This window comes from Rhizobium sp. OAE497 (assembly GCF_040546565.1).
Classification (GTDB): Bacteria; Pseudomonadota; Alphaproteobacteria; order Rhizobiales; family Rhizobiaceae; genus Rhizobium.
The window spans coordinates 3,245,327-3,270,357 of sequence record NZ_JBEPOA010000001.1 but is presented as its reverse complement, the minus strand read 5'-3'; the positions used below and the strand labels follow the sequence as shown (position 1 = coordinate 3,270,357).

Here is a 25,031-nt window from a genome sequence, read left to right as displayed (position 1 = left end):
GCCTAAAGTCCTGCCGGGCGCCTGAGATCGAGCGTCAGCGGGAATTCCTGCGAACCTGTTTCGGCGCGCGGAATGAAGCCGCCTGCCGTATGTCCCCACGGTTCGAATCGCGCCAGCCGCCGGGCTTCCGCTTCGTTTCCGTTGACCGGGAAGGTGTCATAGTTGCGGCCGCCCGGATGGGCAACATGATAGATGCAGCCGCCGATCGAACGCTTCGACCATGTATCATAAATGTCAAAGGTGAGCGGGGTGTTGACCGGCAGGACGGGGTGCAGGCCCGACGAAGGCTGCCACGCCTTGTAGCGCACGCCGGCGACCGAGACACCCGATGTGCCGGTCGGCGTCAGCGGCACCGTCCGACCATTGCAGGTGACGGTGTAGCGCGAGGCGTTGTTGGTCTCCAACCGCACCTGCAGGCGCTCGACGGAACTGTCGACGTAACGCACCGTGCCGCCGATCGCGCCTTCCTCGCCCATCACATGCCAAGGCTCCAGCGCCTGGCGCAGTTCGAGCTTCGAACCCTCGTATTCGACTTCGCCGCAGAAGGGGAAGCGGAACTCCAGCTGCGCCTTGAACCATTCGGGGCTGAGGTCGAAGCCGTTTTCCCGGAGATCGTTGAGGACATCGAGGAAATCGGCCCAGACGAAATGCGGCAGCATGAACCGGTCGTGCAGCGAGGTGCCCCAGCGCACGAACTTGCCGTCGGCAGGATTGATCCAGAAGCGGGCGATCAGCGCGCGCACCAGGAGCTGCTGGGCAAGCGACATGCGGGCATTCGGCGGCATTTCGAAACCGCGGAACTCGACGAGGCCGAGGCGGCCGGTTGGGCCGTCGGGCGAGAACAGCTTGTCGATGCAGATTTCGGCGCGGTGCGTGTTGCCGGTGACGTCGGTCAGGAGGTTGCGGAAGAGCCGGTCGACGAGCCAGGGAAGCGGCGCGACGCCACGGCCGGGCATCGGCACCTGTGCCATGGCGATTTCGAGCTCGTAGAGGCTGTCGTGGCGGGCTTCATCGATGCGCGGCGCCTGGCTAGTCGGGCCGATGAACATGCCGGAGAACATGTAGGAGAGCGAGGGATGCCGCTGCCATTGCAGCACCAGGCTCTTCAAGAGATCCGGGCGGCGCAGGAACGGGCTGTCGCCGGGATTGGCGCCGCCGACGACGACATGGTTGCCGCCGCCGGTGCCGGTATGGCGGCCGTCGATCATGAACTTGTCGGCGCCAAGGCGTGTCTCGCGGGCTTCCTCGTAGATGGTGGTGGTGATGTCGATGCAGTCTTGCCAGTTCGAGGCAGGGTGGATGTTGACCTCGATGACCCCTGGATCGGGCGCAACGCGGATGACGTTGATGCGCTCATCCTGTGGCGGCGAGTAGCCTTCGATATGCACGGGAAGACCGAGATCGCGTGCGGCATGTTCTGCAGCGGCGATCAGTTCGAGATAGTCCTCGATGCGCTCGACCGGCGGCATGAAGATGCAGAGACGGCCGTCGCGCGGCTCGACGGACATCGCCGTGCGCACCGAGCCGCCGATCTCGCCGATCGTCTGCTCGACACGGGTCTGGCCGCCTTCTTCGGCATGGCGCGAGGCTTCCAGCATGGCGCGGCCAGGCGGCGTCATCGCCTTCGGCAACGCTTCGCGCGGGATCGAAGGGTCGGCGGTGTGGATATAGGGAAATTGCGCGGGCGAGATATAGGGCAGGGTGCCGAGCGGCAGGCGGTAGCCGACGGGGCTGTCGCCGGGCACGAGGAAAATCTTGCCGCGGCGCGTCTGCCACTTCTCGCTCATCCAGCGGCGGCCGGAGGCCTGGGCGTTCCAGGCCTGGACTGGAAGGATGTAGCCGGTCGGAACCGTCAGGCCGCGTTCGAAGACGCGGGCGATGCGGTTGCGCTCTTCGGGGTCCTTGAGCTTCGAATTCGAGGGATCCACATTCTCCGGCAGATTGCCTTCCTTGACGATCCACTCGGCGGGATCCTCATAGGCGGGCAGCACCATATCCGGCGAGATTGCCAGTTCGTGGGCGATGCCGGTCATCAGCCGTTCGGCATCAGCTGGTGTCACGCCGGTATCCTTGCCTTCGGCGGCAATCAGGTTCGGGTCCTGCCAGATCGGCATGCCGTCCTTGCGCCAATAGAGCGAGAAGGTCCAGCGCGGCAGGCTTTCGCCTGGGTACCACTTGCCCTGGCCGTAATGCAGGAAGCCGCCGGGCGCGAAGCGCTCGCGCAGCTTGCGGATCAGGCTATCGGCCTTTTCGCGCTTGGTCGGGCCGACGGCGGCGGTGTTCCATTCGGCGGATTCGAAGTCGTCGATCGACACGAAGGTCGGTTCGCCGCCCATGGTGAGCCGGACGTCCTCCGCTTCCAGAATGCGGTCGATCTTTTCACCGAGTTCGTTCAGCTCGTCCCAGCTCTCGTCGGAGAAGGGCTTGGTGATGCGCGGATGCTCGGCGACGCGGGCGACCGTCATGTCGAAGGCGAATTCGGTATTCGCCTCGCCGAAATAGCCGCCGGAGATCGGCGCCGCATTGCGGAAATGCGGAGTGGCGGCGAGCGGGATATGGCTTTCTCCGGTGAGCAGGCCGGAGGTCGGGTCAAGGCCGATCCAGCCGGCACCCGGCAGATAGACTTCCGCCCAGGCATGCAGGTCGGTGAAATCGACTTCGGTACCGGAGGGGCCGTCGAGCGCCTTCAGGTCCGGGGTCAGCTGGATCAGGTAGCCCGAGACAAAGCGGGCGGCGAGGCCGAGATGGCGCAGGATCTGCACCAGCAGCCAGCTGGTGTCACGGCAGGAGCCCTTGGCGGTTTCCAGCGTCTGCTCCGGCGTCTGGACGCCGGCTTCCATGCGGATGACGTAGCCGATCTGCTGCTGCAGCCGGGCATTGAGGCCGACGACCATATCGACGGTCGGCTGGCCCGGCGTGTAGTCGAGCGTTTCCAGAAGCGCCTTGAGCCGCGGGCCGGGCTCCTCGGGCTTCATGTAGATCGACAGATCTTCGCGGATGGTCTCGGGATAATCGAACGGCCATTTCGTCGCTTCCTCTTCGACGAAGAAGTCGAAGGGATTGTAGACGGTCATGTCGGCGACCAGATCGACCTCGATCTTGAATTCGGTGACCGGCTCCGGAAAGACGAAGCGGGCGAGACAGTTGCCGTAGGGATCCTGCTGCAGGTTCACGAAATGGTTCGACGGCGTCACTTTCAGCGAATGGCTGAGAACGCGGGTCTTCGAATGCGAGGCGGGTTTCAGGCGGATGACCTGCGGCCCGAGCCGGACCGGCTTGTCATAGGTATAGTGCGTCAGATGATAGATGCTGGCCTTGATCGACATATTTCGCCTTATCCGGCGCCGCATCGTTGTGCGGCTTAGCTGTTCCCAAGGCGATAGTGTGCAATGCAGCGAAAGAATGCAAGGCACAAAGGTTAACGGCTGGAAGGCTTTACGACAGTTTTGCGAAGGTGACCGAAGCCTTGAGGCCCTTTCCATCCGGGCCGTTGGCGAGCGTCAGGCTGGCATTGAAGAGATTGGCGATCTCCTCGACGATCGGCAGGCCGAGACCGGCGCCCGGCGCACCGGAATCGTTGCCGCGCGAGAAGCGCTGGCGCACGGCTTCAAGCTTTTCCGGCGGAATGCCGGGGCCGTTGTCCTCGACTTCGAGCGCCACCGTCTCGCCGTTGCGGCAAACGCGGACGGTCACCTCGGCGCCCTTTCCGGCATAGGCGATGGCGTTGCCGGCGAGATTGCGCAGGAGTTCACCGATCAGCAACGGCTCGGCGCGGATCATCGCGGCCCCTTCGCCTTCGAAACCGAGATCGATCCCCGCCTCGGCGGCGGTCGGGATCAGCTCGCCGGTGATTTCCTGGGCGATCGGAGTGAGATCGATCGCCGTCGCCGTCAGCGCCTCCTTGGCGGTGGCGGCATCGATCTTCGCCATCAGCAGCAACTGGGCAAGGATGCGCTCGGCATGGGCGACGGCCTGATCACCTTTCAGGGCTGAACGGTGGGCTTCGTCCAAGGTCGCGGAGCGGGCGGAGAGCGCAAGCTGGGTGCGGATGATCGCCAGCGGCGTGCGCAGCTGATGGCTGGCGTTGCCGGTGAAATTGCGCAGCGCGTCGAGCGCCGATTGCAGGCGCACCATGAAGCTGTTGACGGTATCGACGAGCGGTTCGACCTCGGTCGGGACCGACTGGCGGATCGGGTGCAGGTCGTCGGGGCTGCGCTCGCCGATGGCGTCACGGAGCTTGTAGAGCGGGCGAAGCGCCACAGTGACCGAGATCCAGACGATGACGGCCGCACCCGCGATCATGAACAGCAGGCGCAGCGCCGAGCGCAGCAGGATGGCGCGGGCGAGCTGGCGGCGGGCGATGGTGGTCTCGGCAACGGTGACGGCGAAGGGCACGGAGCGGATGCCCGTCGAGGCCGAACGCCGGAGCGTGGCGACGCGGATCGGCTCGCCGCGGAAGGTGTCGTCGGCAAAGCCCGCGACTTCGCCGGATGTGTCGGCAAGCGTCGGCAGGTTCTGATAGCCGGTGATGAACTCGCCGGGCGGGCCGTCGACGCGGTAGAAGACGCGGTCCTGGGCGGCTGAGGTCAGCATTTCCAGCGCGACATAGGGAATGTCGACTTCAAGCGTTCCGTCTTCGGCAACGACGACACGCTCGGCGATGGCCAGCGCCGAGCCTGCGAGCACGCGGTCCGAGACGATGTTCGAAGTCTGGATCGCCTCGCGATAGGTATCGGCGAGCGCCAGCGTTCCGATGATGGCGGTGGAGATCAGCAGCCAGAACAGCAGCCTGCGGCGCAGCGAATAGGCAGCGCTCATGCGGCCTCGGTCAGTTTGTCGAGATAGTAGCCGATGCCGCGGGCCGTCTTGACCGTCAGGCCATAGGGCGCGAGCCGCTTGCGCAGGCGGCTGACATATTGCTCGATCGCATTGGCCGATATGTCGTCGTCGAAGGCCGTCAGCGACTGGATGATGGCTTCCTTGGCGACGACCTTGCCGGCGCGCATGAAGAGAATTTCGAGCAGGCCGAGTTCGCGGGCGGGGATATCGATCTGTACGCCGGCTGCCGAAAAGGTGCGGGAATTGAGATCGAAGGAAACCGGACCATACATGACGGTCGCCGAATGCAGCCCGGCCTGGCGGCGCAGGAGCACGCGGACGCGCGCTTCGAATTCGGCAATGTCGAAGGGCTTGATCAGGTAGTCGTCGGCGCCGAGATCGAGCCCGCGGACGCGTTCTTCCGGGGTGCCGCGGGCGGTCAGGATCAGAACGGCGGCCTTGCTTTGGCGGGCGCGCATGTTGCGCAGCACTTCCAGGCCGTCCATTTCCGGCAGGTTGAGATCGAGGATGACGAGATCGAAATTCTCGGCGGCGATAACGGCATTGGCGGAGGCCCCGTCATGGACGACATCGACCGCATGACCGGTACCGCGCAAGATCGCGGACAGGCCATCGGCAAGCGCGACATTGTCTTCGGTCAGCAGGATGCGCACGGATGTTTCCTTTTTTGGAAAGGAGATTACAGGGCGGGTGTGCCGCTGTCATCAGCCGTGCTGTCGGTGTTTTTGCTGATGCGGGGGTGATCTGCCTCTTCCTGCTGCGCAATCTCGCGCAGCCTGATGAAGCGCGGGTGGGTACGGACGTTGTCCAGGTCGGAATCGTTGTCGAACCATTTGATATGGTAGATCGAGCTGCGCACCAGCAGCCTTTCCAGGAGCACCATCGCCTCGTCCACATCGCCGAGAACGGAATAGACGCAGGCGAGATTGTACTGCGCGACGATATCATCCGGGTCGATGGCGATGGCGCGCGCCGCCCAGTTGCGGGCTCGCCCGGCATCGCCGAGATGGGCGAGCGCCAGCGCGCCGCGATGCGCCGGCCCGGAATTTTCCGGGTTGAGGTTGAGGGCGCGTTCGGCGCGCAGCAGCCCGAGTTTCGCCCAGTTTTCGGTGTCGGCGGCGCGCCCGAGCGAGCGGTAGGCACTCATCAGGTGGATCGGCGATACGTAATCGTCGGTGCGGATATGGGCGGCGCGGGTGAAGTAATGCACCGAATTTGCATAGTCGCCGCGCATGAAGAAGAAGCGGCCGTAGTGGAAATTCGCTTCATAGAGGTTCGGGTCGAGGGCCAGCGCGCGCTCGAAGGATTCGATCGCCTGCTGCTCCTCGCCGTTCTGATGCAGCGCCAGCCCGTGTGAGGCATGGGCCTCGGCCAGATCAGGATTGAGCTCCAGCGCCCGGGCGCTCGCCTTGAGAATCTGCTCGACGGAGACCTGATCCGGATCCCAGTCGCGGATGGCAGCGTCGCAATCGGCAATACCGGCATAGGCGCGGCCATATTCGGGATCGAGCTCGACGGCCTTTTCGAACATGCGGCGGGCGAGGACGAGATAGGATTTCGTCCAGGTATGGGAGAGCTGCCGGCCGCGGAGGTAATAGGTATAGGCCTCGACATTGGCGGTCGGCTCTTCGGCAATCGCCTTGCGCTCCTCCGGCAGCAGCCGGATCTTCAGCTGGCCGACGATCGAGTTGGCGATTTCGTCCTGGATAGCGAAGATGTCGGTCAGGTTTCGGTCATAGCGGTCGGCCCAGAGGTGGTCGCCATTGGTGGTGTCGATCAGGTGGCTGGAGATGCGCACGCGGGTTCCCGCCATGCGCACGCTGCCCTCCAGCACATAGCGGACGCCGAGTTCCTGGGCGACCTGCTTGATGCGGACCGAAGTCCCCTTGTAGGTGAAGACTGTGTGGCGCGGCACGACATGCAGGCTGGAGACCTTGGAGAGGTCGGTGATGATGTCCTCGGTGATGCCGTCGGAGAAGTAGTCCTGCTCGGTATCGCCGCTCATGTTCGTAAAGGGCAGGACGGCGATGAAGCAGGTGTTGCGCCGCTGGGTGGCGCTGCGGCTGCTGCCGGAACCCTTGGTGATATCGATTGTATAGACCTGGACCGGCTGCTTGATGTTTTTCAGCGCATGCTCGCCCTGCAGATCGAAGCCGACATTCAGCCGGGTGCCGACCTGATCGCGCACCGAGCCGGACACGCAGATGCCGCCGGGCTGCGCGAGCTTTTCCAGCCGCGCCGCCACGTTGACGCCATCGCCGAACACGTCACCATCCTGGACGACGACGTCGCCAAGATTGATGCCGATGCGGAATTCGATGCGTTGTTCCTTCGGTACGCCCTCGTTGCGCGCCGCCATGTTTCGCTGGATTTCGACGGCGCAGGCAACGGCATTCACGACGCTCTGGAACTCGACAAACATTCCATCGCCTGTCAGCTTGAATGTCCGGCCCTTGTAGTCGGAGATCCTGACATCGATCAGTTCGCAGCGGTGACGGTTGAGAGCCTGGAGGGTGCCGGACTCGTCGATACCCATCAGGCGGCTATAACCCACGACGTCGGCAGCGAGTATTGCACTCAGCCGTCGTTCCAACATCCCCTCCATGAAAACGGTCTAATTTAGCTTAACTTCTTTTGAAGTTCTTGTCGCGGGGCGACTGCGATTTTGCCGCTTTGACTAGAGTATCGGCGCTTGCTCCCGTTTTGCACGCATGCAATCCTTGGGGCATGAGGAGACTTTTCATTCTTTTACTAATGCTCTGTCCGGGCTTTGCTTACGGCAACCAGACCTTCTACCCGGCAAAATCGGGCAAGGCGGATGCCAGGGTGCTGACGGTTTATTCATCGCTGGACGAGCCGCTTGCCAAGCCGATGATAACAGGGTTCCAGCACGCCAATCCCGATGTGGCGATCCGCTATGAGGATATGCTGACCGGGGAGATTTACGACCGGATCGTGCGGGAAACCGATGCCGGCAAGAAGACGGCTGATTTCGCCTTTTCATCGGCCATGGACCTGCAGGTGAAGCTGTCCAACGACGGTTACGCGCAGGTCAGCAACCTGCCGATGAGCGGGCGATGGCCGAAATGGGCGAACTGGCGCAACACCGCCTACGCACTGACCTTCGAGCCCGCCGTCTTCGTCTATCACAAGCCGAGCTTCAAGCATGAGGCGGTGCCGTCGTCACGTGCCGAATTCGTCGATTACCTCACGCGCAAGGGCAATGCCGTTTATGGCCGCATCGGCACCTATGACATCGAGCGGTCGGGCGTCGGCTTCCTGTTCATGGCGCGCGACCAGGAGCAGTTCGGCGATATCTGGTCGGTGATCGGCGCCATGGGAGCGGCGGGCGTCAAGCTTTACTCGACGAGCTCGGCGATCCTCGAGCGCGTTGCCGACGGGCGCTTCGTGCTCGGCTACAACATCCTCGGCTCCTACGCCGCCGACTGGGCAGCCCGGCATCCGGATGTCGGGATCGTGCTGCCGAAGGACTATACGGTGGTAATGTCACGCATCGGGCTCGTGCCGCAGGCGGCGGCCGACCCGGAGCTCGGGCGGCAATACCTCTCGTTCTTCATGTCGAAGGAGGGGCAGACGATCATGGCGCGCGAACTGCAGATACCTGCCGTCAGCCCCGAGGTGGCGGGCGACAATACTGCCAATACCATGCAGGAGCTGCTCGGCGCGCAGCTGAAGCCGGTGCCGGTCAGTCCCGGTTTGATGGTCTATCTCGATCAGGTGAAGCGGGCGCGGCTGATCGCCCATTGGAACGAAGTGCTGCGCCGACAGTAAGTCCGGCTCCGCCTCCCTTGAAGAAGGCCGCGGTCCGGCCTCTCAGCTCGTCATTCTGTTCGGCCGCGCTGTCATAGTCGAAATGGCCGGCATCGAGGATGAAGATCTCCTTCTCGCCCGGCAGGGCATTGGCAACGGAAAACTGGCAGGGGGGTGCCACGGCGGGATCGAAACGGGCGGGTGCGACGAGCATCGGCACGCGGATGCGCGTTGCGGCCGTTGCGGCATCGAAGAAGCGCAGGGTTTCCAGAACGCTGCCGTGCTTGCGCTGATATTGCTGCACGGAATCGGCGCTGCCGACGGTCGGCAGCCGCAGCCAGAGCGGCCGGTTTCCGAAGGTCGGCACAGTCAGGAAGCCGCGGTCGATACGCCGGTCGAAGGGGATCGCTAGGGCGCCCAGCCCGCCGCCGAAGCTGACGCCGGAATAGCCGATCGCGCCATCGAGCCAAGGGTAGAGTGCGATCAGCGCCGACACGCCAAGCCAGATATCCTCGACGCAGCCGCCGATGACATAGCTGTCGCGGCTCTCGATGCCATGCAGCACATGGCCGCTCGCTTCGCTAGGGATTGGCGGATGGGCGCTTCGCGACATGCCGCGGGCGCAGAAGAACAGCACGGCGGTATCTTCGACGGGCATGTCGAGGTCCGGCTGATCGCGGCCGCCATAGCCATGGCCGACGACGAGCCCGCGGCGCACCTGTCCGTGCTTCGGCAAAAGCAGCCATCCGCCGATCGTCACGCCGTCCGTCGAGGCGTAGGTGATATCCAGCACATGCCAGCGGGCATGCCCGGTCTCGCTGTGCGAAACGGCAGGTTTCGGGTCGATGGTGAGTGCCCGGGAGTAGCGCTCTTCCCAGAAGGCATCGAAGCCATCGGGCGCTTCCGGCGGACGGATCGATTGCAGCGCCGACAGGGTGGCGCCGTAGGTGGGATCGAAGGGAAACGGATGTTGCTTCGGGATGCTCATGGCACATTCATTTCCCGAAAGTCTGATGTGCGCAAGCGGCTTTGATCCAGCTATTTTAAAGCTGAGTGAGAGCGGGAATTTATACTTACGCATATTCTCAAGTGATAATATTTATGCCGATCCCGCAAAAGAAAATTTTACTCTGAAAGTAAGAAAAACTTACTTCGGCCGAGTGTCGCCGAAAATGCCGCTTTTTTACATCTGATTTTACAAGTTCGTTGTTTTTATTACTATTTTTTCTGTGTCGCATTTAGCGAAAATTAATCGAAAACCGGTGGTTATTCTCGATATGAAACGGCTTGCGCGGGGCCGTCAGAATGTCCGTGCGGGCGGCATGAAGCTGCAAATCATATCTCTCCACAATGACGGGGCGGGGGAGCGCGAGAGCGCGGGGCCCCCTTTTTCAGAGGTTCTTTTTCATGAAGCGTCCAAACGTAAAAACATCGATGGTGGCGATATTCGCGGTCATCGCGGTCTTGTTCGGCCTGACCGGCTTTATTTCGCTGCGCAGCCTCAACACGTTCAACGAAAATGCCGACGACTTCGCGACCAGCTATCTGCCGGGCGTTTCGAAGGCGACCGATATCCAGCTGGCGCGCTACTCGCTGCGCGGCTCCTACGGCGACTACGTCATGGGCCGTACCGAAGGCGGTCCGGATGGCTTCGTGAAGAAGATCAAGTCGAAGCAGGCAGCGCTGCTGAAGGCCGTTGCCGACTTCAAGGATCAGGTCGATACCGATGCTGAGCGTGAGGCCTTCACCTCGATCGACGATACGTCCTCCAAATATGTCTCCGCGGGCGACAACCTGATTGCGCTCGTCCAGGCCGGCGAAAAGCAGAAGGCGATCGATGCCTTCGACAAGGATCTCGGCCCGATCGCCGACGAGCTGGCCGCCAGCGTCGACAAGGTCGTGAAGTCGAACCAGGCACTGGCCGCCAGTGCCGCTGCCGAAAACCGTTCGGAATTCAGCCGCACACTGCTGCTGCTCAGCGTCATTCTCGGCATGAGCGCGCTGCTCGTCTGCGGTGCAGCCTATTTCGGCATTGCCGGCATTGCCAATGCCATCGGCCGGATCACCGGTTCGATGCGCGCCCTCGCCAACGGCGATACGCATATGACGGTTGCCGACGCCCATCGCGGCGACGAGATCGGCGAGATGGCAAAGGCCGTCGAAGTGTTCCGCCAGGCTGCGATCGACAATCAGCGCCTGCAGGCCGATGCGGAAGCCAACCGCGCCCAGGCCGAGGCCGACCGCGAACGGCTGACGCGTGACGCCGAAAGCGCTGCCCAGGCACGCCTCAGCGAAGCGACCGCCGGTCTTGCAGCTGGCCTGAAGCGCCTTGCCAATGGCGATCTCAGCTTCCAGCTCAACGAAGCCTTCGCGCCTGATTTCGAGCCGCTGCGCCAGGACCTGAACGGCGCCGTCATGCAGCTTGCCAACACGATGAAGGCGATCTCCTCTTCGGCAGGCGCGATCGGCACCGGTACCCGCGAAATCGGCAGCGGTGCGGACGATCTCTCGAAGCGCACGGAACAGCAGGCCGCTTCGCTCGAGGAAACGGCAGCCGCGCTCGATGAGATCACCGTCAATGTCTCGAACTCTTCCAAGCGCGCCGACGAGGCCCGCCAGGTGGCGATCCAGGCAAATGAAAGCGCTGCCCGCTCCGGCCAGGTCGTCTCCAACGCCGTCAACGCGATGCAGAAGATCGAGCAGTCGTCCAACCAGATCTCCAGCATCATCGGCGTCATCGACGAAATCGCCTTCCAGACCAACCTCCTGGCCCTCAATGCCGGTGTCGAAGCCGCGCGTGCCGGTGAAGCCGGTAAGGGCTTTGCCGTCGTCGCCCAGGAAGTGCGTGAGCTTGCTCAGCGCTCGGCGGAAGCCGCCAAGCAGATCAAGGACCTGATCCGCAACTCGTCCGTCGAAGTGCAGGGCGGCGTCCAGCTGGTGCGTGAGACCGGCGATGCGCTGAAGACCATCGAGGGGCTGATCGTCTCGATCAACCAGCACATGGATGCGATCGCCACGTCGTCCCGTGAGCAGTCGACCGGTCTCTCCGAGGTCAACAGCGCCGTCAACCAGATGGACCAGGTAACCCAGCAGAACGCCGCGATGGTGGAAGAAACCAATGCCGCCAGCGCGACGCTCGCCTCCGAAGCAGTCCGCCTGCGCGACCTGATCGCCAACTTCAAGCTGGCCGGCGATCACCATCAGGGTGCTTCCGATGCAGAGGCTCTGCGCCGCACGGCCTCTGCAATGGCCCGCAGCGCGCCGAAGGCCGCTGCACCGGTCTATCGCAGCCACGGCAACGCCGCCGTGCAGCAGGAATGGTCGGAATTCTAATTCCAACCTTCTGAAAACAGATCGCAATTCGATCGAACGGCCGGTCCGCTGAAAGGCGGGCCGGCCGTTGCCGTTTGGGCGCCCGGGCGAAAGAATTGCGGCAAAAAAGTGTCAACGGACACGGGATAGGTGGGCGATGTCAGCTAAATGACAGCTTCTTGTGGTGCTTTCGGACACTTCTTCTCCGTGGAGGCGGAGGAAGTTTCGGGAGGACTTGCCGTTCATTTGCGATCGATCGCTCTTTCGCCGGCGGCCGTGCTTCCCCGATCCCTGACAGCAATGACGCGGCTTAAAGCCCGCGCTCAAGGAGGACACGTCTTGAAACATCCATTTATCGCCACTCTCTTTGCAGCCGCCATCGCGCTGCCGGCCGTTGCGGCCGATTACACGATCATCGCTCCGGCAGCGCCGGGCGGCGGCTGGGACCAGACGGCCCGTTCGCTGCAGTCGGTGATGCAGCAGGAAGGCATTTCCAGCAACGTTCAGGTTCAGAACGTACCGGGCGCCGGCGGCACCATCGGCCTCGCACAGTTCGCCAACCAGAGCGCCGGCAACCCGAACACGCTGATCGTCGGCGGTTACGTCATGGTCGGCGCGATCCTGACCAACAAGGCGCCGATCACGCTCGCCAACGTTACGCCGATCGCCCGCCTCACCGGCGAATACGAAGCGGTCGTCGTTCCCGCATCGTCCGACATCAAGACCATGGCCGATCTCGTTGCCAAGCTGAAGTCCGATCCGGGCTCGGTCTCCTGGGGCGGCGGCTCTGCCGGCGGCACCGACCACATCACGGCCGGCCTGATCGCAAAGGCTTCGGGCGTCGACCCGACCAAGGTCAACTACATCGCCTTCTCCGGCGGCGGCGAAGCGCTTGCCGCTATTCTCGGCGGCCAGGTCACGGCCGGCATCTCCAGCTACAGCGAGTTCGAATCGCAGGTTAAGGCCGGCACGCTGCGCCTTCTCGCCGTCTCGAGCGACGCTCGCCTCGAAGGCATCGACGCACCGACCCTGAAGGAAGCCGGCACCGACGTCTCGATCCAGAACTGGCGCATGGTTGCAGCCGCTCCCGGCCTGACGGACGAGGAGGTCAAGGTTATCGCTGCCGACGTCGAAAAGCTGCACAAGTCTGCCGGCTGGCAGGAAACGCTGAAGACCAAGGGCTGGGCTGACACCTATCTCGCGGGCGATGAGTTCAAGGCTCAGCTCGAGAAGGACGTTTCGGCGACCGAAGGCATTCTCAAAGAGATTGGACTGGTAAAATGAGCGAGGGTAACACCCCCTCGGCAACGAAGCGCCGCCCTGATTGGGCGGCGCTGGCTATTGCCGTCTTTCTGTTCGCAATCTCGGGCGTGATATTCTGGGATGCGTCTCATCTGAGCGCGATTGCGCAGTATGACCGCGTCGGTCCGGCGACCGTGCCGGAGTTCGTTGCCTTCGGTCTTGCCGCTCTCGGTCTGTGGACCGTCGCGGAAGCCTGGCGTGGCGAGTTCCCGGAGCGCGAGCGCCAGGAAGTTCCGCCGGTTCTCTGGGTGGTCGCTGGTCTGGCCTGTCAGATGATCTTCCTGCGCACCGCAGGTTTCTCGATCGCTACCGGCCTGCTCTTCGGCCTGACGGCGCGCGGCTTCGGCAAGCGCCAGCTGTGGATCTCGATCCCTGTTGGTATCGTCTTCAGTTTCATTGTCTGGATGATCTTCTCCAAGCTGCTGCAGCTGACGCTGCCTGCCGGCTGGCTTGAACATCTGTTCTTCTAAGGTGCAGCCCCCATGAGCACTTTCGAATTCCTTCTTCAGGGTCTCGCGGTTGCATTCCAGCCGATGAACCTGCTCTTCGCCTTCATCGGCGTCATGCTCGGCACCGCTGTCGGCGTTCTCCCGGGCATCGGTCCGGCGCTGACGGTCGCGCTGCTGCTGCCTGCCACCTACAAGCTCGATCCGGGCGGCTCGCTGATCATGTTCGCGGGCATCTATTACGGCGGCATGTATGGCGGGTCGACGACCTCGATCCTCTTGAACACGCCGGGCGAAAGCTCGTCGATCGTCACCGCGCTGGAGGGCAACAAGATGGCCCGCGCCGGACGCGGCGGACCCGCACTTGCGACTGCTGCCATCGGCTCCTTCGTCGCGGGTCTGATCGCGACGCTCGGCCTCGCCTTCATCGCGCCCTACATCGTCAAGCTGGCGCTGGTCTTCGGTCCGCGCGAATATTTCGCGCTGATGATCCTTGCCTTCGTCACGGTATCGTCTGCTTTCGGCGACTCGGCGCTGCGCGGTCTGACCTCGCTGTTCATCGGCTTTGCGCTCGCCATGGTCGGTATCGACCAGCAGACCGGCCAGGCACGCCTCTCCTTCGGCATTCCGGATCTGCTCGACGGCATCGAAGTGACGACGCTTGCCGTTGCGATGTTCGCGATCGGCGAGACGCTTTACATCGCCGCCCAGGGCAATCTGGTTGCCGATAAGATCGAGGCCGTGAAGGGCTCGCTCTGGATGACGGCGCAGGACTGGAGCCGTTCCTGGAAGGCGTGGCTGCGCGGAACGGTCATCGGTTTCCCGATCGGCGCGATGCCGGCCGGTGGTGCCGAAATCGGCACGTTCCTCTCCTACGCCACCGAGAAGCGCCTGTCGAAGAACCCTGAAGAGTTCGGCAAGGGTGCCATCGAAGGCGTTGCCGGTCCCGAGGCTGCCAACAATGCATCGGCTGCCGGTACGCTCGTGCCGCTGCTGACGCTCGGCCTGCCGACCTCGGCAACGGCTGCGATCATGCTCGCCGGCTTCCAGCAATACGGCCTGCAGCCCGGTCCGCTGCTGTTTGCGACCAATCCGCAGCTCGTCTGGGGCCTGATCGCCTCGCTGCTGCTCGCCAACGCCATGCTGCTGGTTCTGAACCTGCCGCTGATCGGCCTCTGGGTGCGTCTGCTGACGATCCCGAAGCCGTGGCTCTACGCCGGCATCCTGCTGTTTGCGACGCTCGGCACCATCGGCGCCAACCCGTCGGTCTTCGAACTCGGCATGCTGCTCGCCTTTGGCGTGCTCGGCTACATCATGCGTCTCTTCGGCTATCCGATCGCGCCTGTCGTCGTCGGCCTGATCCTTGGACCGCTTGCCGAACAGCAGCTGCGCCGTGCGCTGTCGATCAGCCAGGGCGACCTGACGACGCTGGTGATGTCGCCGATCGCGGCAGGCCTTCTGCTCGTTGCGGCAGCGGCCTTCATCATTCCGCTGATCCTTCGGTTGCGCGGGCGCGGGCAGGTCCTTTCCCAGCTCGCTGCAAACGAAGACTAACAAAAAGACGCCACTAACCCCTACCTGCCAACCGGCCCGCGCAAGCGGGCCGGTTTTTTCGTTTTGACTGCAAGATGATTGGATGGACCGCTTTGTATTCCATAAATTTCGCTAGTGAAATTTGCGGTATTGGCGGACCTCTTAGAGTTAATTCTGTTTTAATCCCTCAGCCATTACTTTCATAATAATCGTATATGATGTCGCATCTTCGTATTTCTATTGCTGATGTCATATACTTTCATATTTTCATTTTAGGATCATTCGATGAAGCGCCCCCGCATCAAGATGTTATTGTCTGCCATTTTCGCCGCCGTCGCGATCATGTTTGCATTGCTTGGATGGATGGCGATCAGCAGCATGAGCATGCTGCACGGCCAGACCGAGGTGATCGCCACGAACTGGATCCCGAAGATCTCGACGGGCAAAAGCATCGAGAGCGCCTTCTACCAGCTCGACAACGCCTATTCGCAGCACATCCTGGCTTCGACGCCTGAGGAGATGAAATCTGCCGAAGCGCTGATTGCCGAGCGGAACGGCGCGCTTCAGAAGCAGCTGGAGACCTATCATCCGCTGATCTCGACGCCGAAGGGCGCAGACTTGATCAAGTCTATCGAAGACAGCATCGATGCCTATCGCAAGGCGTCCGAACACATGGTCGAGCTTTCCTCGGCAGGCAAGGATGCGGAGGCCAAGGCTTCGCTTTCCGGCGAGATGCGCACGGCGATGAACAATGCCAGCGCCCATCTGAACGAACTGCTCGACTTCAACACGGCGAGCTCCGAGAAAATCCATCAGCAGGGTGCTGACGTGTTCCGGTCGACGCTGGTATTCGCCTGCAGCCTGATTGCCGGATGCCTTGCCATCCTCATTGCCTCGGTGGTCTTTGCCATTGCCGGTATTGCGCGGCCGATCGAGGCGATCACGGCGTCGATGCGCGTACTTGCCGGCGGCAATGACGAGGCGGCGATTCCCTTTGCCGGGCGTACCGACGAGATCGGCGACATGGCGGCGGCGGTTGAGGTGTTCCGTGCCAATTCAGTCGCCAACAAGCGGCTGGAGCGGGAAGGGGCCGAGCAGCGCCATCTCACCGAAGAGCAGCGGCTTCGCACGGCCGAAAGCGATCGCATCAGGGCCGAGCAGATGCGCCAGGCGACGTCAGGCCTTGGAAATGGTCTCAAGCATCTGGCATCCGGCGACCTGTCCTTCCAGCTCGACCAGCCTTTCGCGGAAGATTTCGAATCCCTTCGTGCCGATTTCAACGGCTCGGTGACTCAGCTTGCTGAGGTTCTGCGCGCCGTTTCCGCCAGCGCCTCGTCGATCGACAGCGGCAGCCGCGAGATCAGCCAGAGCGCCGACGACCTGTCGCAGCGCACCGAGCGTCAGGCCTCCTCGCTGGAGGAGACGGCGGCAGCACTCGACGAGATCACGGCGAACGTTGCCAATTCGTCGAAGCGCGCCGAAGAGGCGAAGGTCGTTGCCGTTGAGGCGAATGAGAGTGCCGCAAAGTCTGGCGCCGTCGTCTCCGATGCGGTCCGGGCGATGGAGCGCATCGAGCAGTCGTCGAGCCAGATTTCCAACATCATCGGCGTCATCGACGATATCGCCTTCCAGACCAACCTGCTGGCGCTGAACGCCGGTGTCGAGGCTGCGCGTGCCGGCGAGGCGGGCAAGGGCTTTGCCGTTGTTGCGCAGGAGGTGCGCGAGCTGGCGCAGCGATCCGCCCAGGCGGCACGCGAGATCAAGTCGCTGATCGGCGCCTCGACAGGCGAAGTCGAAGCGGGCGTGCGGCTGGTGCGCGAGACCGGCGATGCGCTGACGGCGATCGGCGAGCATGTTGCCGTTATCAACCGCCACATGGAAGCGATCGCCACGTCGTCGCGCGAGCAGTCTCTCGGCCTCAACGAGGTCAACGCTGCCGTCAACCAGATGGACCAGGTGACCCAGCAAAATGCCGCGATGGTCGAGGAGACGAGTGCGGCCGGTGCCACACTTGCCACCGAGAGCGGCCGGTTGCGCGACCTGATCGGCAGGTTCAGGCTTGGTCAGCAGCAGGCGGCGGCGCCTGCCGCAAGGGCTGTCAGCGAGGCGGCTCCGCGTGCGGCGCGCTACGCAACTTCGGGCAACGCCGCACTGAAGCAGGAATGGTCGGAATTCTGAGTTTCACCACAGCCTGAACGCGATCGAAGCCCGGCTCTCATGTGGCCGGGCTTTTGCATTTCGGCCGCCGCATCGGCGTTTTTGCATGGCAGCGCTGAATTTCCGCGACTTGTGGTAGATGTTGCGATGCACCATATGTGAGTGGTCAATAATGAAGCTAAAGCGAGAAGACAATGTCCTACGTTAAGTCCATCCGTGAAGGTTTCCTTGGCCGCGCCTTCGCCGTCATCGGTGCCGCAAATGCAGTCAGCGCCGCAGTCGATGCAGGCCGCCGTCCGCAGGGCCGTCATCTGAAGACGCTCGGCATCGATGCCGATGTGTTCGATCACATCCGCCGCTAAGCGCAGCTGAAACCTAAGCATGAAAATAGCCCGCAACCGGTTGGTCGCGGGCTTTATTTTTGTCTTGGTGACTGCGGCTGATGCCCCGCCGCAGTCTGGTTATCAGGCTTCCACGCTCTTGGCGTGATGGCCGTGGGCCAGTCCTTCCGCCGCTTCCTTGCGGTTATGACGGATCGACGACCAGAGCGAGATGCCGATCAGCGTCGCGCCACCGAGACCGGTGATCACCTCCGGAATGTGGTAGAGTGTCTGGACATACATGATCACTGCCAGGATCAGGATCGCGTAGAAGGCGCCGTGTTCCAGGTAGCGGTATTCCGTCAGCGTTCCCTTTTCGACCAGCATGATCGTCATCGAGCGAACGTACATGGCGCCGATGCCAAGGCCGATGGCGATGATGAAGAGGTTCTGCGTCAGGGCGAAGGCGCCGATAACGCCGTCGAACGAGAAGCTGGCGTCCAGCACTTCCAAATAGATGAAGGCGCCGAGACCGCCGCGGGCCGCTTCGCTCATCGCCCGCTGCGAGGCATCCAGCAAGCCGCCGATGACTTCGACAGCAAGGAAGGTTACCAGGCCATAGATCGCGCTATAGACGAAGGTGGTGGCTTCCTCGCCTTCCAGAAGCGACGAGAAGAGCAGGATGAGCAGGAGAACGACCGCGATCTCGATGCCCTTGATCGCGGCACCGCGTGACATCATCCGCTCCAGCGAGGAGATCCAGTGGATGTCCTTCTCGTGGTTGAAGAAGTAGGAGAGGCCGACCATCATCAGGAAGGTGCCGCCAAAGGCTGCGATCGGCAGGTGGGCGTCGTTCATGATGCGGGCATATTCGGCCGGTTCGCGGGCCGCGAGGATGATCGCGTCGATCGGGCCGATACCGGCGGCGATGACGACGATCGCCAGCGGAAAGACGATACGCATGCCGAAGACGGCGATGACGATACCCCAAGTCAGGAAGCGATGCTGCCACTCCGGCGTCATCTCTTTCAGCTTGTTGGCGTTGACGATGGCGTTGTCGAAGGAGAGCGATATCTCCAGCACGGCCAGAACCGCGCAGATGAAGAAGACGGTCGCCATGCCGCCGATCGTGCCAGTCGATTGCCAGCCGAGAATGGCGCCGAGCGCCAGGCCGACTGCGGTGATGATGAAGGACCAGCGGAAATATCCGAGGGTCGACTTATGGCTTTGTGCCTGGTTCATGGCCGCACCTCATTGGTGCGAACATCGTTTCTGACATTGGGTGTCGTGGAGGAACGCGGCATGCCAGAACGGGCATGCGCGAAAGGCATGGTGAACTTGTTCATCGATTGAAAATCCGCCGGCTCTCTGCAGGCGGTACCGACATCACGAGAGCGCCGTAAAAACTCTCGCCAGAGGGGCCCGGCACCAGTGTTTATCCATCGCCGATGTTTTTCGCATGGGGGGCAACCACGCACATCTCTGCGGCGACAGATCAGCGCTTAGGTAATCAACTTATACAGGCAGTCAAGAGGGGAGACGTCTGATCCCCGCACGATTTTCTTTGGAACCTTACGCAGCCCCGGCCGTTTGAATGAGGTTGAGCGATGCGATGCATCGCGGGTGCGATGATAAGGAGGCCGATGATGCAGACTTCGACCCACTCCCCCGACAAGAGAACCGAGGCAGCCGACCGCATGAAGCGGGCACGCCCGAACCGCATGCAGAAGGCACAGGTGCTGCCGCCGCATCAGGTGGATCTCACCCTGCCGCAATCGCCGGTGCATGATGTTCATGTCCCCGCGCATGTAACCGGCAGCGATCTTTCCAAGGGTGGCCCGGATATTGCCGCCGATGCCATCAAGAACAAGCGCTAAGCCAGCAGCCACTATGAAAGGTGATATGCGAATGGACACTCGTCTTGTGCCGCAGGACATCTATCTCCAGCATGAAGAAGAATGGCGGATGATCCGCACGGCCGAAGACAGCGGCAAGGATGAGCGCAGAGGCAGCGCTGCCTGGAAAGGCATCAAGGCGAAACCGAAGGCTTCGCCATCAACCGGTCAGGAAAGATCGATCCGCAATTGATGCAGATGAGCCCGGCCCAGCCGGGCTTTTTCTTTTAGCGGTGATCTTTCTCGTCGGAAGCAGAGAGGCGCTTTTCCATCTTGCCGAAGGCATAGAGGACGCAGACGGCCGCCACGGTGGCGAAGAAGGCGATCGGCCAGTAGCCGAAGCCCATGGCGAGACCGATCGCGCCGGACAGCCACATGCCTGCCCCTGTCGTCAGTCCCTTCACCCGGCCGCGGGCAAAGACGATCATTCCCGCGGCCAGAAATGCCACGCCTGCCGTGACCGCTTCGATGACGCGGAGCGGATCGATGCGGACCTGCTGGTCGTCGGCAATGCCGGGCATATGCACGGCCTCTATCGAGATGATGCCGAAGAGGGCGGCGGCAAGGCTGATCAGGATATGCGTTCGAAATCCTGCGGGGTGATCGCGGGCCTCGCGCTCGATGCCGATCAGGCCGCCAAGGATGACCGCGCCGATCAGGCGGGCGAAGATAACGGGATAGTGGATGCGCGACTCGGGAAACATGTCGGCAAAGACCAGGTCCATGGCTTCAGTTCTCCAGCGAAGAATTCTTCGCCTGACTAACGCCGGCAGGTCACCTTTGTTCGGCTTCAGAAACCGATCGTCTCTTCGTATTTGTCCCAGGAGCTGTACATGGCGTAGCGGCCAAGGCCCTTGATGGCGAAATTGCCGTAATAGGGGCTGAGCTGGAATTCGGCGGCGGTCTCGCTCATCTTCTCGACGGCGCCGACATAGATTGCAGATGCAAGGCCGGTCCGGTTGGCGCCGTGCTCGCAGTGGATGAGAAGCGGCTTCGGCGCGTCGGCCATGATCTTTGCCAGCTTCTGCGCTTCCGCGATCGGCAATTCGCGCGACGAAGACATCGGGAAGTCGATCAGGGTGATGCCGTTGTCGGCCGCCGCCTTCTGTTCGTCGGTGTACCATTCCGTGCGCTTTTCGTTGCGCAGGTTCAGGATGGTGCGGATGCCGTGGTTCTTCGCGTAGGCGTTGACATCGGCGCCGCTCGGCTGCGCTGAGCGGTAGAGCTCTCCAGCGATCACTTCATGGAAATTACCCGTCGCCTGTCCGAGTGCCGCATGCGCGCCGACAAGGGCCGCCAATCCGAGGATGGCGCCTGCGGGCCAGGCTATGAAGGACAGATAACGCATCAGACACCAGTTGCTTTGCGCGCGATTAGCCACCCAAATGGGGGCTCAATGTGACGGATGCCAGACCGCACGCATATTATTCTCAGATAGACCTTGTTCCGCTTCGTTGTCCAGCCTCGGCAGAAGCCTGTGCATAGCCATGCCGCTCGCCAACCTTTCGGAAAGGATTGCCGTCCAATAATCCGGCCACTCACGGGATTCGGGACAATGGCGAAGACAGCGACTCGCGGCCGTAGCCGCAAATCATCGGGACGCAGCAAGAGCAGCGGCAGCGGCATCCTGCCCTGGGCGGCGATCGGCATTCTGACCGTCGGCGGCATCTATGCGCATGACAACTGGAAAAGCGTGAAGCCGATGCTGGCCCGCGCCCCCGATGTCTCGACCATCACAGCCGCAATCAAGCCGGATGCTCCGAAGGCAGCACCGCCCAAGACTGCCGAAACGAGGACTGCCGAGCCGAAGCCGGCCGTTGCTCTCGTTCAGCCGCAGCGTCCGCTGCCGCCGGCCGATGTGCCCGTGCCCGCCGCCCAGCCGGTCAAGGCATCGCCCGCCGATACGCTAAGCGGCAAGGCCGCCTTCGGCTATTGCGGCCAGGGCGAGCATGTGAACTGCGTCGGTGATGGCGGGGTGTTCTGGTACAAGGGCGAGAAGATCGTCGTTGCCGATGCGCTGGTGCCAGATGTCACCAACGCGCGCTGCGAAAACGAGCGGCGCCTCGGCTTTGCCGCCAAATCGCGTGTCTTCAAGTTCCTGAATGCCGGACCCTTCACCATGAATACGGCCGGCAAGGGCGGCAATGACGGCGCCCCGCGGGTGATTTCCCGCGACGGCCGTTCGCTTGGGGCGCAGCTCACGAACGAGGGGCTGGCACGCAAGCCAGGCGCCGGCGGCGCCTGGTGCGCCTGATCTGATTATTTCTTGGCGGGTTTGGCCTCGGGCGCAGGCGCTGCTGCGGGCGCCTTCGGCTGAACCGGCGCCTTGCCGTTAGTCTGGAAATTGGCAGCGAAGGTGCTGTCCTTGCTCTCGGCAGTGCATTCGATCGCAACCGGCTTGCCGCCGTAGGGATTGCCGAAGGTGCAGCTGCCGGCAACCTTCACTTCGCCGGTCATCTTCTGTCCGACGCCCGTGGTCACCAGCGTCAGCGGGATCCGGGCATTTCCGTTCGAGGCCGGCTTGATCGCCTTGCCGTCACCCTGGAAGCCCAGCATCTTGCCCTGTGCGGTGAAGATGAAGGTCACGTCGCCGTTCGGCAGCGCCACGGCCGCGATCTCGTTCTTGCAGGGCTTGGAGACATCGAGCTTGCCGACGACAAGCTTGGAGCACCGGCCGGCCAGCGTGGTGACGCCTGCGCTCGGAAAGTTCTGGGATTGGGCGGAGGCCAAACCGGCAAAGGCAAAGGCGGAAATGGTGGCTGCGGAGAGGGCTGCCGCGGCGGTAATCAGTCGTCTCATAAGGTTGCAAATCCTGTCATGCTGCTCGTCTGATCTGTGACTGGCATGTTTGTGTGTCGGAATTTTGCTTTGTTCAAGCCTTCGAGACCCGCAAAGATAGATGGGAGGCAAAAATGAAACGGGCCGCTACAGGGGATCGCGGCCCGTTCCAGGAAGCGGGGGCGCCTTGGCGGCAGCCGCCCTCTTTATCTCTTCAGTGCTGGCGGTTGGCGTCTTCCATCGACCAGCCAAAACGCCAAGCCTCATAACGCGCGTACCAAGTTTCGAGGGCTGCAGCGTCCCAGATGGGCATGAATTCCGGGTGCGACATAGGGTTGTCACTCAGCCGGCATCCCAGGATCCGATCGCGAATGCCCCGCTCCTGCATATTCAGCAGCTCTTCGATTTCCATATGCGTGCCCTCAACCACCGGCCCCTCAGCCGACCCGTTCAAGGAAACATTTCCCCTTGCTAATGTCCACAAAAGCCGAACTCATCCCCGTTATTCACAGGATTAATCACGAAAAAGCCTTGACGCACTCGGTGATGCGCCCGTGCAACTTCTATCTGTTTAATCCAGTGCGAATTTAACCTTATTAGCATCTTGTGATGGATGTGTGCTGTTACGCCAACTATAGATTTCTATGGGTTGTAAGAGGGCGTGATGGGCAAGGTCGTATCGAAGATCATCCGGATATTGTTGCATCCGGCATGTGTTTGCATTGCCGCGATATTGTTTTTCGCGCTGATCCGTTACCTCGATACCCGCTGGCGGTTCCTGCCCTATACATTCGCCGTGACGCTGGTGATCGCGGCGATCTTCTTCCTGTTTTCGCGGCGCCCTGTCTTTTCGTTCTATGGCGCGGCGGCGATCGTGCTGTTGCAGACGGCGGCGTCGATCGTGAAGTTCAAGCTCAAGGGCTATTCGCTGCACGTTTTCGATTTCATCTTCACCAGCACCGATACGGCAATCCTAGGGTTCCTCATCAAGTATTATACGCCGCTGGTGGTTGGGGCGGCGCTGGCGCTCGTTGCGACCGGCGCTTTCCTCTGGGCGCTGTTCCGTGCGGAAAAGCCATGGAATGCGCCGGTACTCGTCCGGTTGCCGGCGCTGCTTCTGACCGTCGGCGTCTCGATCGGCGCACATCCGACGGCGCGGCCGGGCGATCCGCCGTTCATCTTCGGCTTCAACGCCTCGTCGCTCTTCATGTCCTTCTGGCATATTCCGAGCCTGATCGGTGAGCCGCCGCTGGCCGCCAAGCTGCGGGACGTCCAGACGCAGGGTGCGCTTGCGGATACGGTGGAATGCGGGCCGGAGGTGGGAAGGGCCGACCTCTATCTTGTGCTGTCGGAGAGCCACGCGTCGCCGATGCGGTTTCCCGAGATCAGCTTCCCGCCCGAGATCGCCGACACGTTCCGCTCCGGCGACGGTACGATCAAGCCGATGTTCGTCGAAACCTTTGGCGGCGGCACCTGGATGAGCAATTTCTCGATGCTCACGGGACTTTCCAGCGCCGATTTCAGCTGGCAGGCGCCCTATGTGAACCAGCTGCTCGAAGGCAAGATCAAGGGCGCGCTGCCGGAGATGCTGGCGCGCTGCGGCTATCGCACCGTGGCGATCATGCCGATGAAATATAATGCGGTAAACGAAGGGCCGTTCCTGCGCTCGATCGGCTTCCAAGAGGTCTTCGATGCCGCCGATCTGGCGCTGCCGGAATGGGGTGTGAGGGACAAACTCTACTTCGACTTTGCCGAAAAGCTGATTGCCGAGCATCGCAAGACCGACAAGCGGCCGCTGTTTCTGGCGATGGAGACGATGTTTGCCCATGCGCCCTACGACAAGGAAATGGTGCCGCAGGCTCTCGTGCCCGCCGAGAGCTTTGCCGATGACCGGAAGGTCAATGAATATGCCAGGCGCGTGGCACTTGCCCGCGCCGATTTGCAGGCGTTTCTGGATCGACGTGCCGAGGAGGCGCCGGAGCGGCGCAGCGTCGCCGTCGATTTCGGCGATCACCAGTCCGAAGCGACGCTCGGTTACGCGCTGGCGCTCGATCCCGCGAAGAACATGTTCGCCGATTTCCGCTCGCCCGTTTACGAAACCTACTTCGCGGTGAGGGGTCACGGCGTCGACATCGACTATGCAAAACTCGATCAGGCGGAGGACATCGCCTTCGTCATGGCCCGAATTCTGAACGCCACGGGGCTGCCGATCTCGCCGAAATTCAGAAACCTGAATGAACTGAGTGAGGCCTGCGGCGGGCGCTATCACACCTGCAATGACCGCGGGATTGTCGATGAACACCTGAAAAAGCTAGCAAATTCAGGGCTGCTGGATGCCAGCTGACGGCTAAAATCGTCATCACTAATGTTGTAAAAATATCGTTAAAATTGCCCATAACAAGTTTTTGTTCATCTGCCGTTCAGAAAACTGTTTGGGAAAGACGCAAAGTGGCGCACACTCCTCCTTGTGAATAAGGAGATAGTGCATGATTCGATTGACCGCGGCTCTGACGCTGTTCTCAGTCTATGCGTTTACGATGTTCTTCATCGCATCCATTCCTGAGACCCCGTATCTGCAAACCGCAGCAACGACGATAACCGAAGACGCATCGCTTACGAAGTGAGTTGGGCGAAGAGGGCAGGCTTGGGGGCAAGCCTTTGTACAGGGTGGTGGCGTA

At 62.0% G+C, this 25,031-nt stretch carries 22 protein-coding genes; 12 read left to right on the top strand and 10 right to left on the bottom strand.

Features of this window, described 5'->3' with window-relative positions:
• Positions 1 to 2: 2 nt before the first annotated feature.
• From ABIE40_RS16455 to ABIE40_RS16440, 4 genes are all read right to left on the bottom strand, one after another.
• Entirely contained in the window at positions 3 to 3,326 is a 3,324-nt protein-coding gene (locus ABIE40_RS16455; RefSeq protein WP_199628983.1) for a transglutaminase family protein, read from the bottom strand.
• Between the two features lie 109 nt (positions 3,327 to 3,435).
• Positions 3,436 to 4,818, bottom strand: a complete 1,383-nt coding sequence (locus ABIE40_RS16450) for a sensor histidine kinase (RefSeq protein ID WP_199628984.1) — start codon at positions 4,816 to 4,818, stop codon at positions 3,436 to 3,438.
• The gene (locus ABIE40_RS16445) at positions 4,815 to 5,492 is read right to left on the bottom strand and encodes a response regulator transcription factor (RefSeq protein ID WP_199628985.1); all 678 of its coding nucleotides are present in this window, start codon (positions 5,490 to 5,492) and stop codon (positions 4,815 to 4,817) included. The genes ABIE40_RS16450 and ABIE40_RS16445 overlap by 4 nt, the downstream gene beginning before the upstream one ends.
• Before the next feature lie 26 nt (positions 5,493 to 5,518).
• Positions 5,519 to 7,432, bottom strand: a complete 1,914-nt coding sequence (locus tag ABIE40_RS16440; protein WP_199628986.1) for a TPR end-of-group domain-containing protein — start codon at positions 7,430 to 7,432, stop codon at positions 5,519 to 5,521.
• A gap of 134 nt (positions 7,433 to 7,566) precedes the next feature.
• On the opposite strand from ABIE40_RS16440, the gene ABIE40_RS16435 reads away from it, so the two are divergent.
• Positions 7,567 to 8,631 carry an ABC transporter substrate-binding protein gene (locus ABIE40_RS16435; RefSeq protein ID WP_112719704.1) on the top strand — a complete coding sequence of 355 codons (1,065 nt, stop codon included), beginning with the start codon at positions 7,567 to 7,569 and terminating at the stop codon, positions 8,629 to 8,631.
• Here the strand turns inward: ABIE40_RS16435 and ABIE40_RS16430 are convergent.
• Complete coding sequence (locus ABIE40_RS16430; RefSeq protein WP_199628987.1) at positions 8,546 to 9,598, bottom strand: acetylxylan esterase; 1,053 nt, start codon at positions 9,596 to 9,598, stop codon at positions 8,546 to 8,548. The two genes, ABIE40_RS16435 and ABIE40_RS16430, sit on opposite strands and share 86 nt — an antisense overlap.
• Positions 9,599 to 10,017: 419 nt before the next feature.
• Between ABIE40_RS16430 and ABIE40_RS16425 the strand changes: the two genes are divergently transcribed.
• From ABIE40_RS16425 to ABIE40_RS16400, 6 genes are all read left to right on the top strand, one after another.
• On the top strand, positions 10,018 to 11,943 hold the full coding sequence (locus ABIE40_RS16425) for a methyl-accepting chemotaxis protein (protein ID WP_199628988.1): 1,926 nt from the start codon (positions 10,018 to 10,020) through the stop codon (positions 11,941 to 11,943).
• A 318-nt stretch (positions 11,944 to 12,261) separates the two neighbouring features.
• Positions 12,262 to 13,206, top strand: a complete 945-nt coding sequence (locus ABIE40_RS16420; RefSeq protein ID WP_199628989.1) for a Bug family tripartite tricarboxylate transporter substrate binding protein — start codon at positions 12,262 to 12,264, stop codon at positions 13,204 to 13,206.
• Positions 13,203 to 13,694, top strand: a complete 492-nt coding sequence (locus tag ABIE40_RS16415; protein WP_112719700.1) for a tripartite tricarboxylate transporter TctB family protein — start codon at positions 13,203 to 13,205, stop codon at positions 13,692 to 13,694. The genes ABIE40_RS16420 and ABIE40_RS16415 overlap by 4 nt, the downstream gene beginning before the upstream one ends.
• 12 nt (positions 13,695 to 13,706) lie before the next feature.
• Positions 13,707 to 15,224 (top strand): tripartite tricarboxylate transporter permease, encoded by a 1,518-nt coding sequence (locus tag ABIE40_RS16410; RefSeq protein ID WP_112719699.1) that lies wholly within the window; start codon positions 13,707 to 13,709, stop codon positions 15,222 to 15,224.
• Between the two features lie 321 nt (positions 15,225 to 15,545).
• Positions 15,546 to 17,381 (top strand): methyl-accepting chemotaxis protein, encoded by a 1,836-nt coding sequence (locus ABIE40_RS16405; RefSeq protein WP_354541083.1) that lies wholly within the window; start codon positions 15,546 to 15,548, stop codon positions 17,379 to 17,381.
• 173 nt (positions 17,382 to 17,554) lie between these two features.
• The gene (locus ABIE40_RS16400) at positions 17,555 to 17,722 is read left to right on the top strand and encodes a hypothetical protein (RefSeq protein WP_165402725.1); all 168 of its coding nucleotides are present in this window, start codon (positions 17,555 to 17,557) and stop codon (positions 17,720 to 17,722) included.
• 102 nt (positions 17,723 to 17,824) lie between these two features.
• Here the strand turns inward: ABIE40_RS16400 and ABIE40_RS16395 are convergent, their stop codons facing one another.
• On the bottom strand, positions 17,825 to 18,922 hold the full coding sequence (locus ABIE40_RS16395; RefSeq protein WP_199628991.1) for a DUF475 domain-containing protein: 1,098 nt from the start codon (positions 18,920 to 18,922) through the stop codon (positions 17,825 to 17,827).
• Positions 18,923 to 19,323: 401 nt separating this feature from the next.
• On the opposite strand from ABIE40_RS16395, the gene ABIE40_RS16390 reads away from it, so the two are divergent.
• A complete protein-coding gene (locus ABIE40_RS16390) occupies positions 19,324 to 19,557 on the top strand; it encodes a hypothetical protein (protein ID WP_199628992.1) in 234 nt (77 codons plus the stop codon).
• Positions 19,558 to 19,588: 31 nt separating this feature from the next.
• Complete coding sequence (locus ABIE40_RS16385) at positions 19,589 to 19,768, top strand: hypothetical protein (protein ID WP_199628993.1); 180 nt, start codon at positions 19,589 to 19,591, stop codon at positions 19,766 to 19,768.
• Positions 19,769 to 19,802: 34 nt separating this feature from the next.
• Here the strand turns inward: ABIE40_RS16385 and ABIE40_RS16380 are convergent, their stop codons facing one another.
• On the bottom strand, positions 19,803 to 20,300 hold the full coding sequence (locus ABIE40_RS16380; RefSeq protein ID WP_199628994.1) for an MgtC/SapB family protein: 498 nt from the start codon (positions 20,298 to 20,300) through the stop codon (positions 19,803 to 19,805).
• 65 nt (positions 20,301 to 20,365) lie between these two features.
• Positions 20,366 to 20,923: a fused DSP-PTPase phosphatase/NAD kinase-like protein gene (locus tag ABIE40_RS16375; RefSeq protein WP_199628995.1), complete on the bottom strand. Its 558-nt coding sequence runs from the start codon at positions 20,921 to 20,923 to the stop codon at positions 20,366 to 20,368.
• 207 nt (positions 20,924 to 21,130) lie between these two features.
• Between ABIE40_RS16375 and ABIE40_RS16370 the strand changes: the two genes are divergently transcribed.
• The gene (locus tag ABIE40_RS16370) at positions 21,131 to 21,829 is read left to right on the top strand and encodes a hypothetical protein (RefSeq protein ID WP_199628996.1); all 699 of its coding nucleotides are present in this window, start codon (positions 21,131 to 21,133) and stop codon (positions 21,827 to 21,829) included.
• 5 nt (positions 21,830 to 21,834) lie between these two features.
• Here the strand turns inward: ABIE40_RS16370 and ABIE40_RS16365 are convergent, their stop codons facing one another.
• On the bottom strand, positions 21,835 to 22,374 hold the full coding sequence (locus tag ABIE40_RS16365; protein ID WP_199628997.1) for a hypothetical protein: 540 nt from the start codon (positions 22,372 to 22,374) through the stop codon (positions 21,835 to 21,837).
• A gap of 193 nt (positions 22,375 to 22,567) precedes the next feature.
• Positions 22,568 to 22,765, bottom strand: a complete 198-nt coding sequence (locus tag ABIE40_RS16360; protein ID WP_130282132.1) for a CrpP-related protein — start codon at positions 22,763 to 22,765, stop codon at positions 22,568 to 22,570.
• A 252-nt stretch (positions 22,766 to 23,017) separates the two neighbouring features.
• On the opposite strand from ABIE40_RS16360, the gene ABIE40_RS16355 reads away from it, so the two are divergent.
• Both ABIE40_RS16355 and ABIE40_RS16350 read left to right on the top strand, forming a co-directional pair.
• Positions 23,018 to 24,697 (top strand): sulfatase-like hydrolase/transferase, encoded by a 1,680-nt coding sequence (locus ABIE40_RS16355; protein WP_199628998.1) that lies wholly within the window; start codon positions 23,018 to 23,020, stop codon positions 24,695 to 24,697.
• Positions 24,698 to 24,839: 142 nt separating this feature from the next.
• On the top strand, positions 24,840 to 24,977 hold the full coding sequence (locus ABIE40_RS16350) for a hypothetical protein (protein WP_199628999.1): 138 nt from the start codon (positions 24,840 to 24,842) through the stop codon (positions 24,975 to 24,977).
• The last annotated feature ends 54 nt before the right edge of the window (positions 24,978 to 25,031 follow it).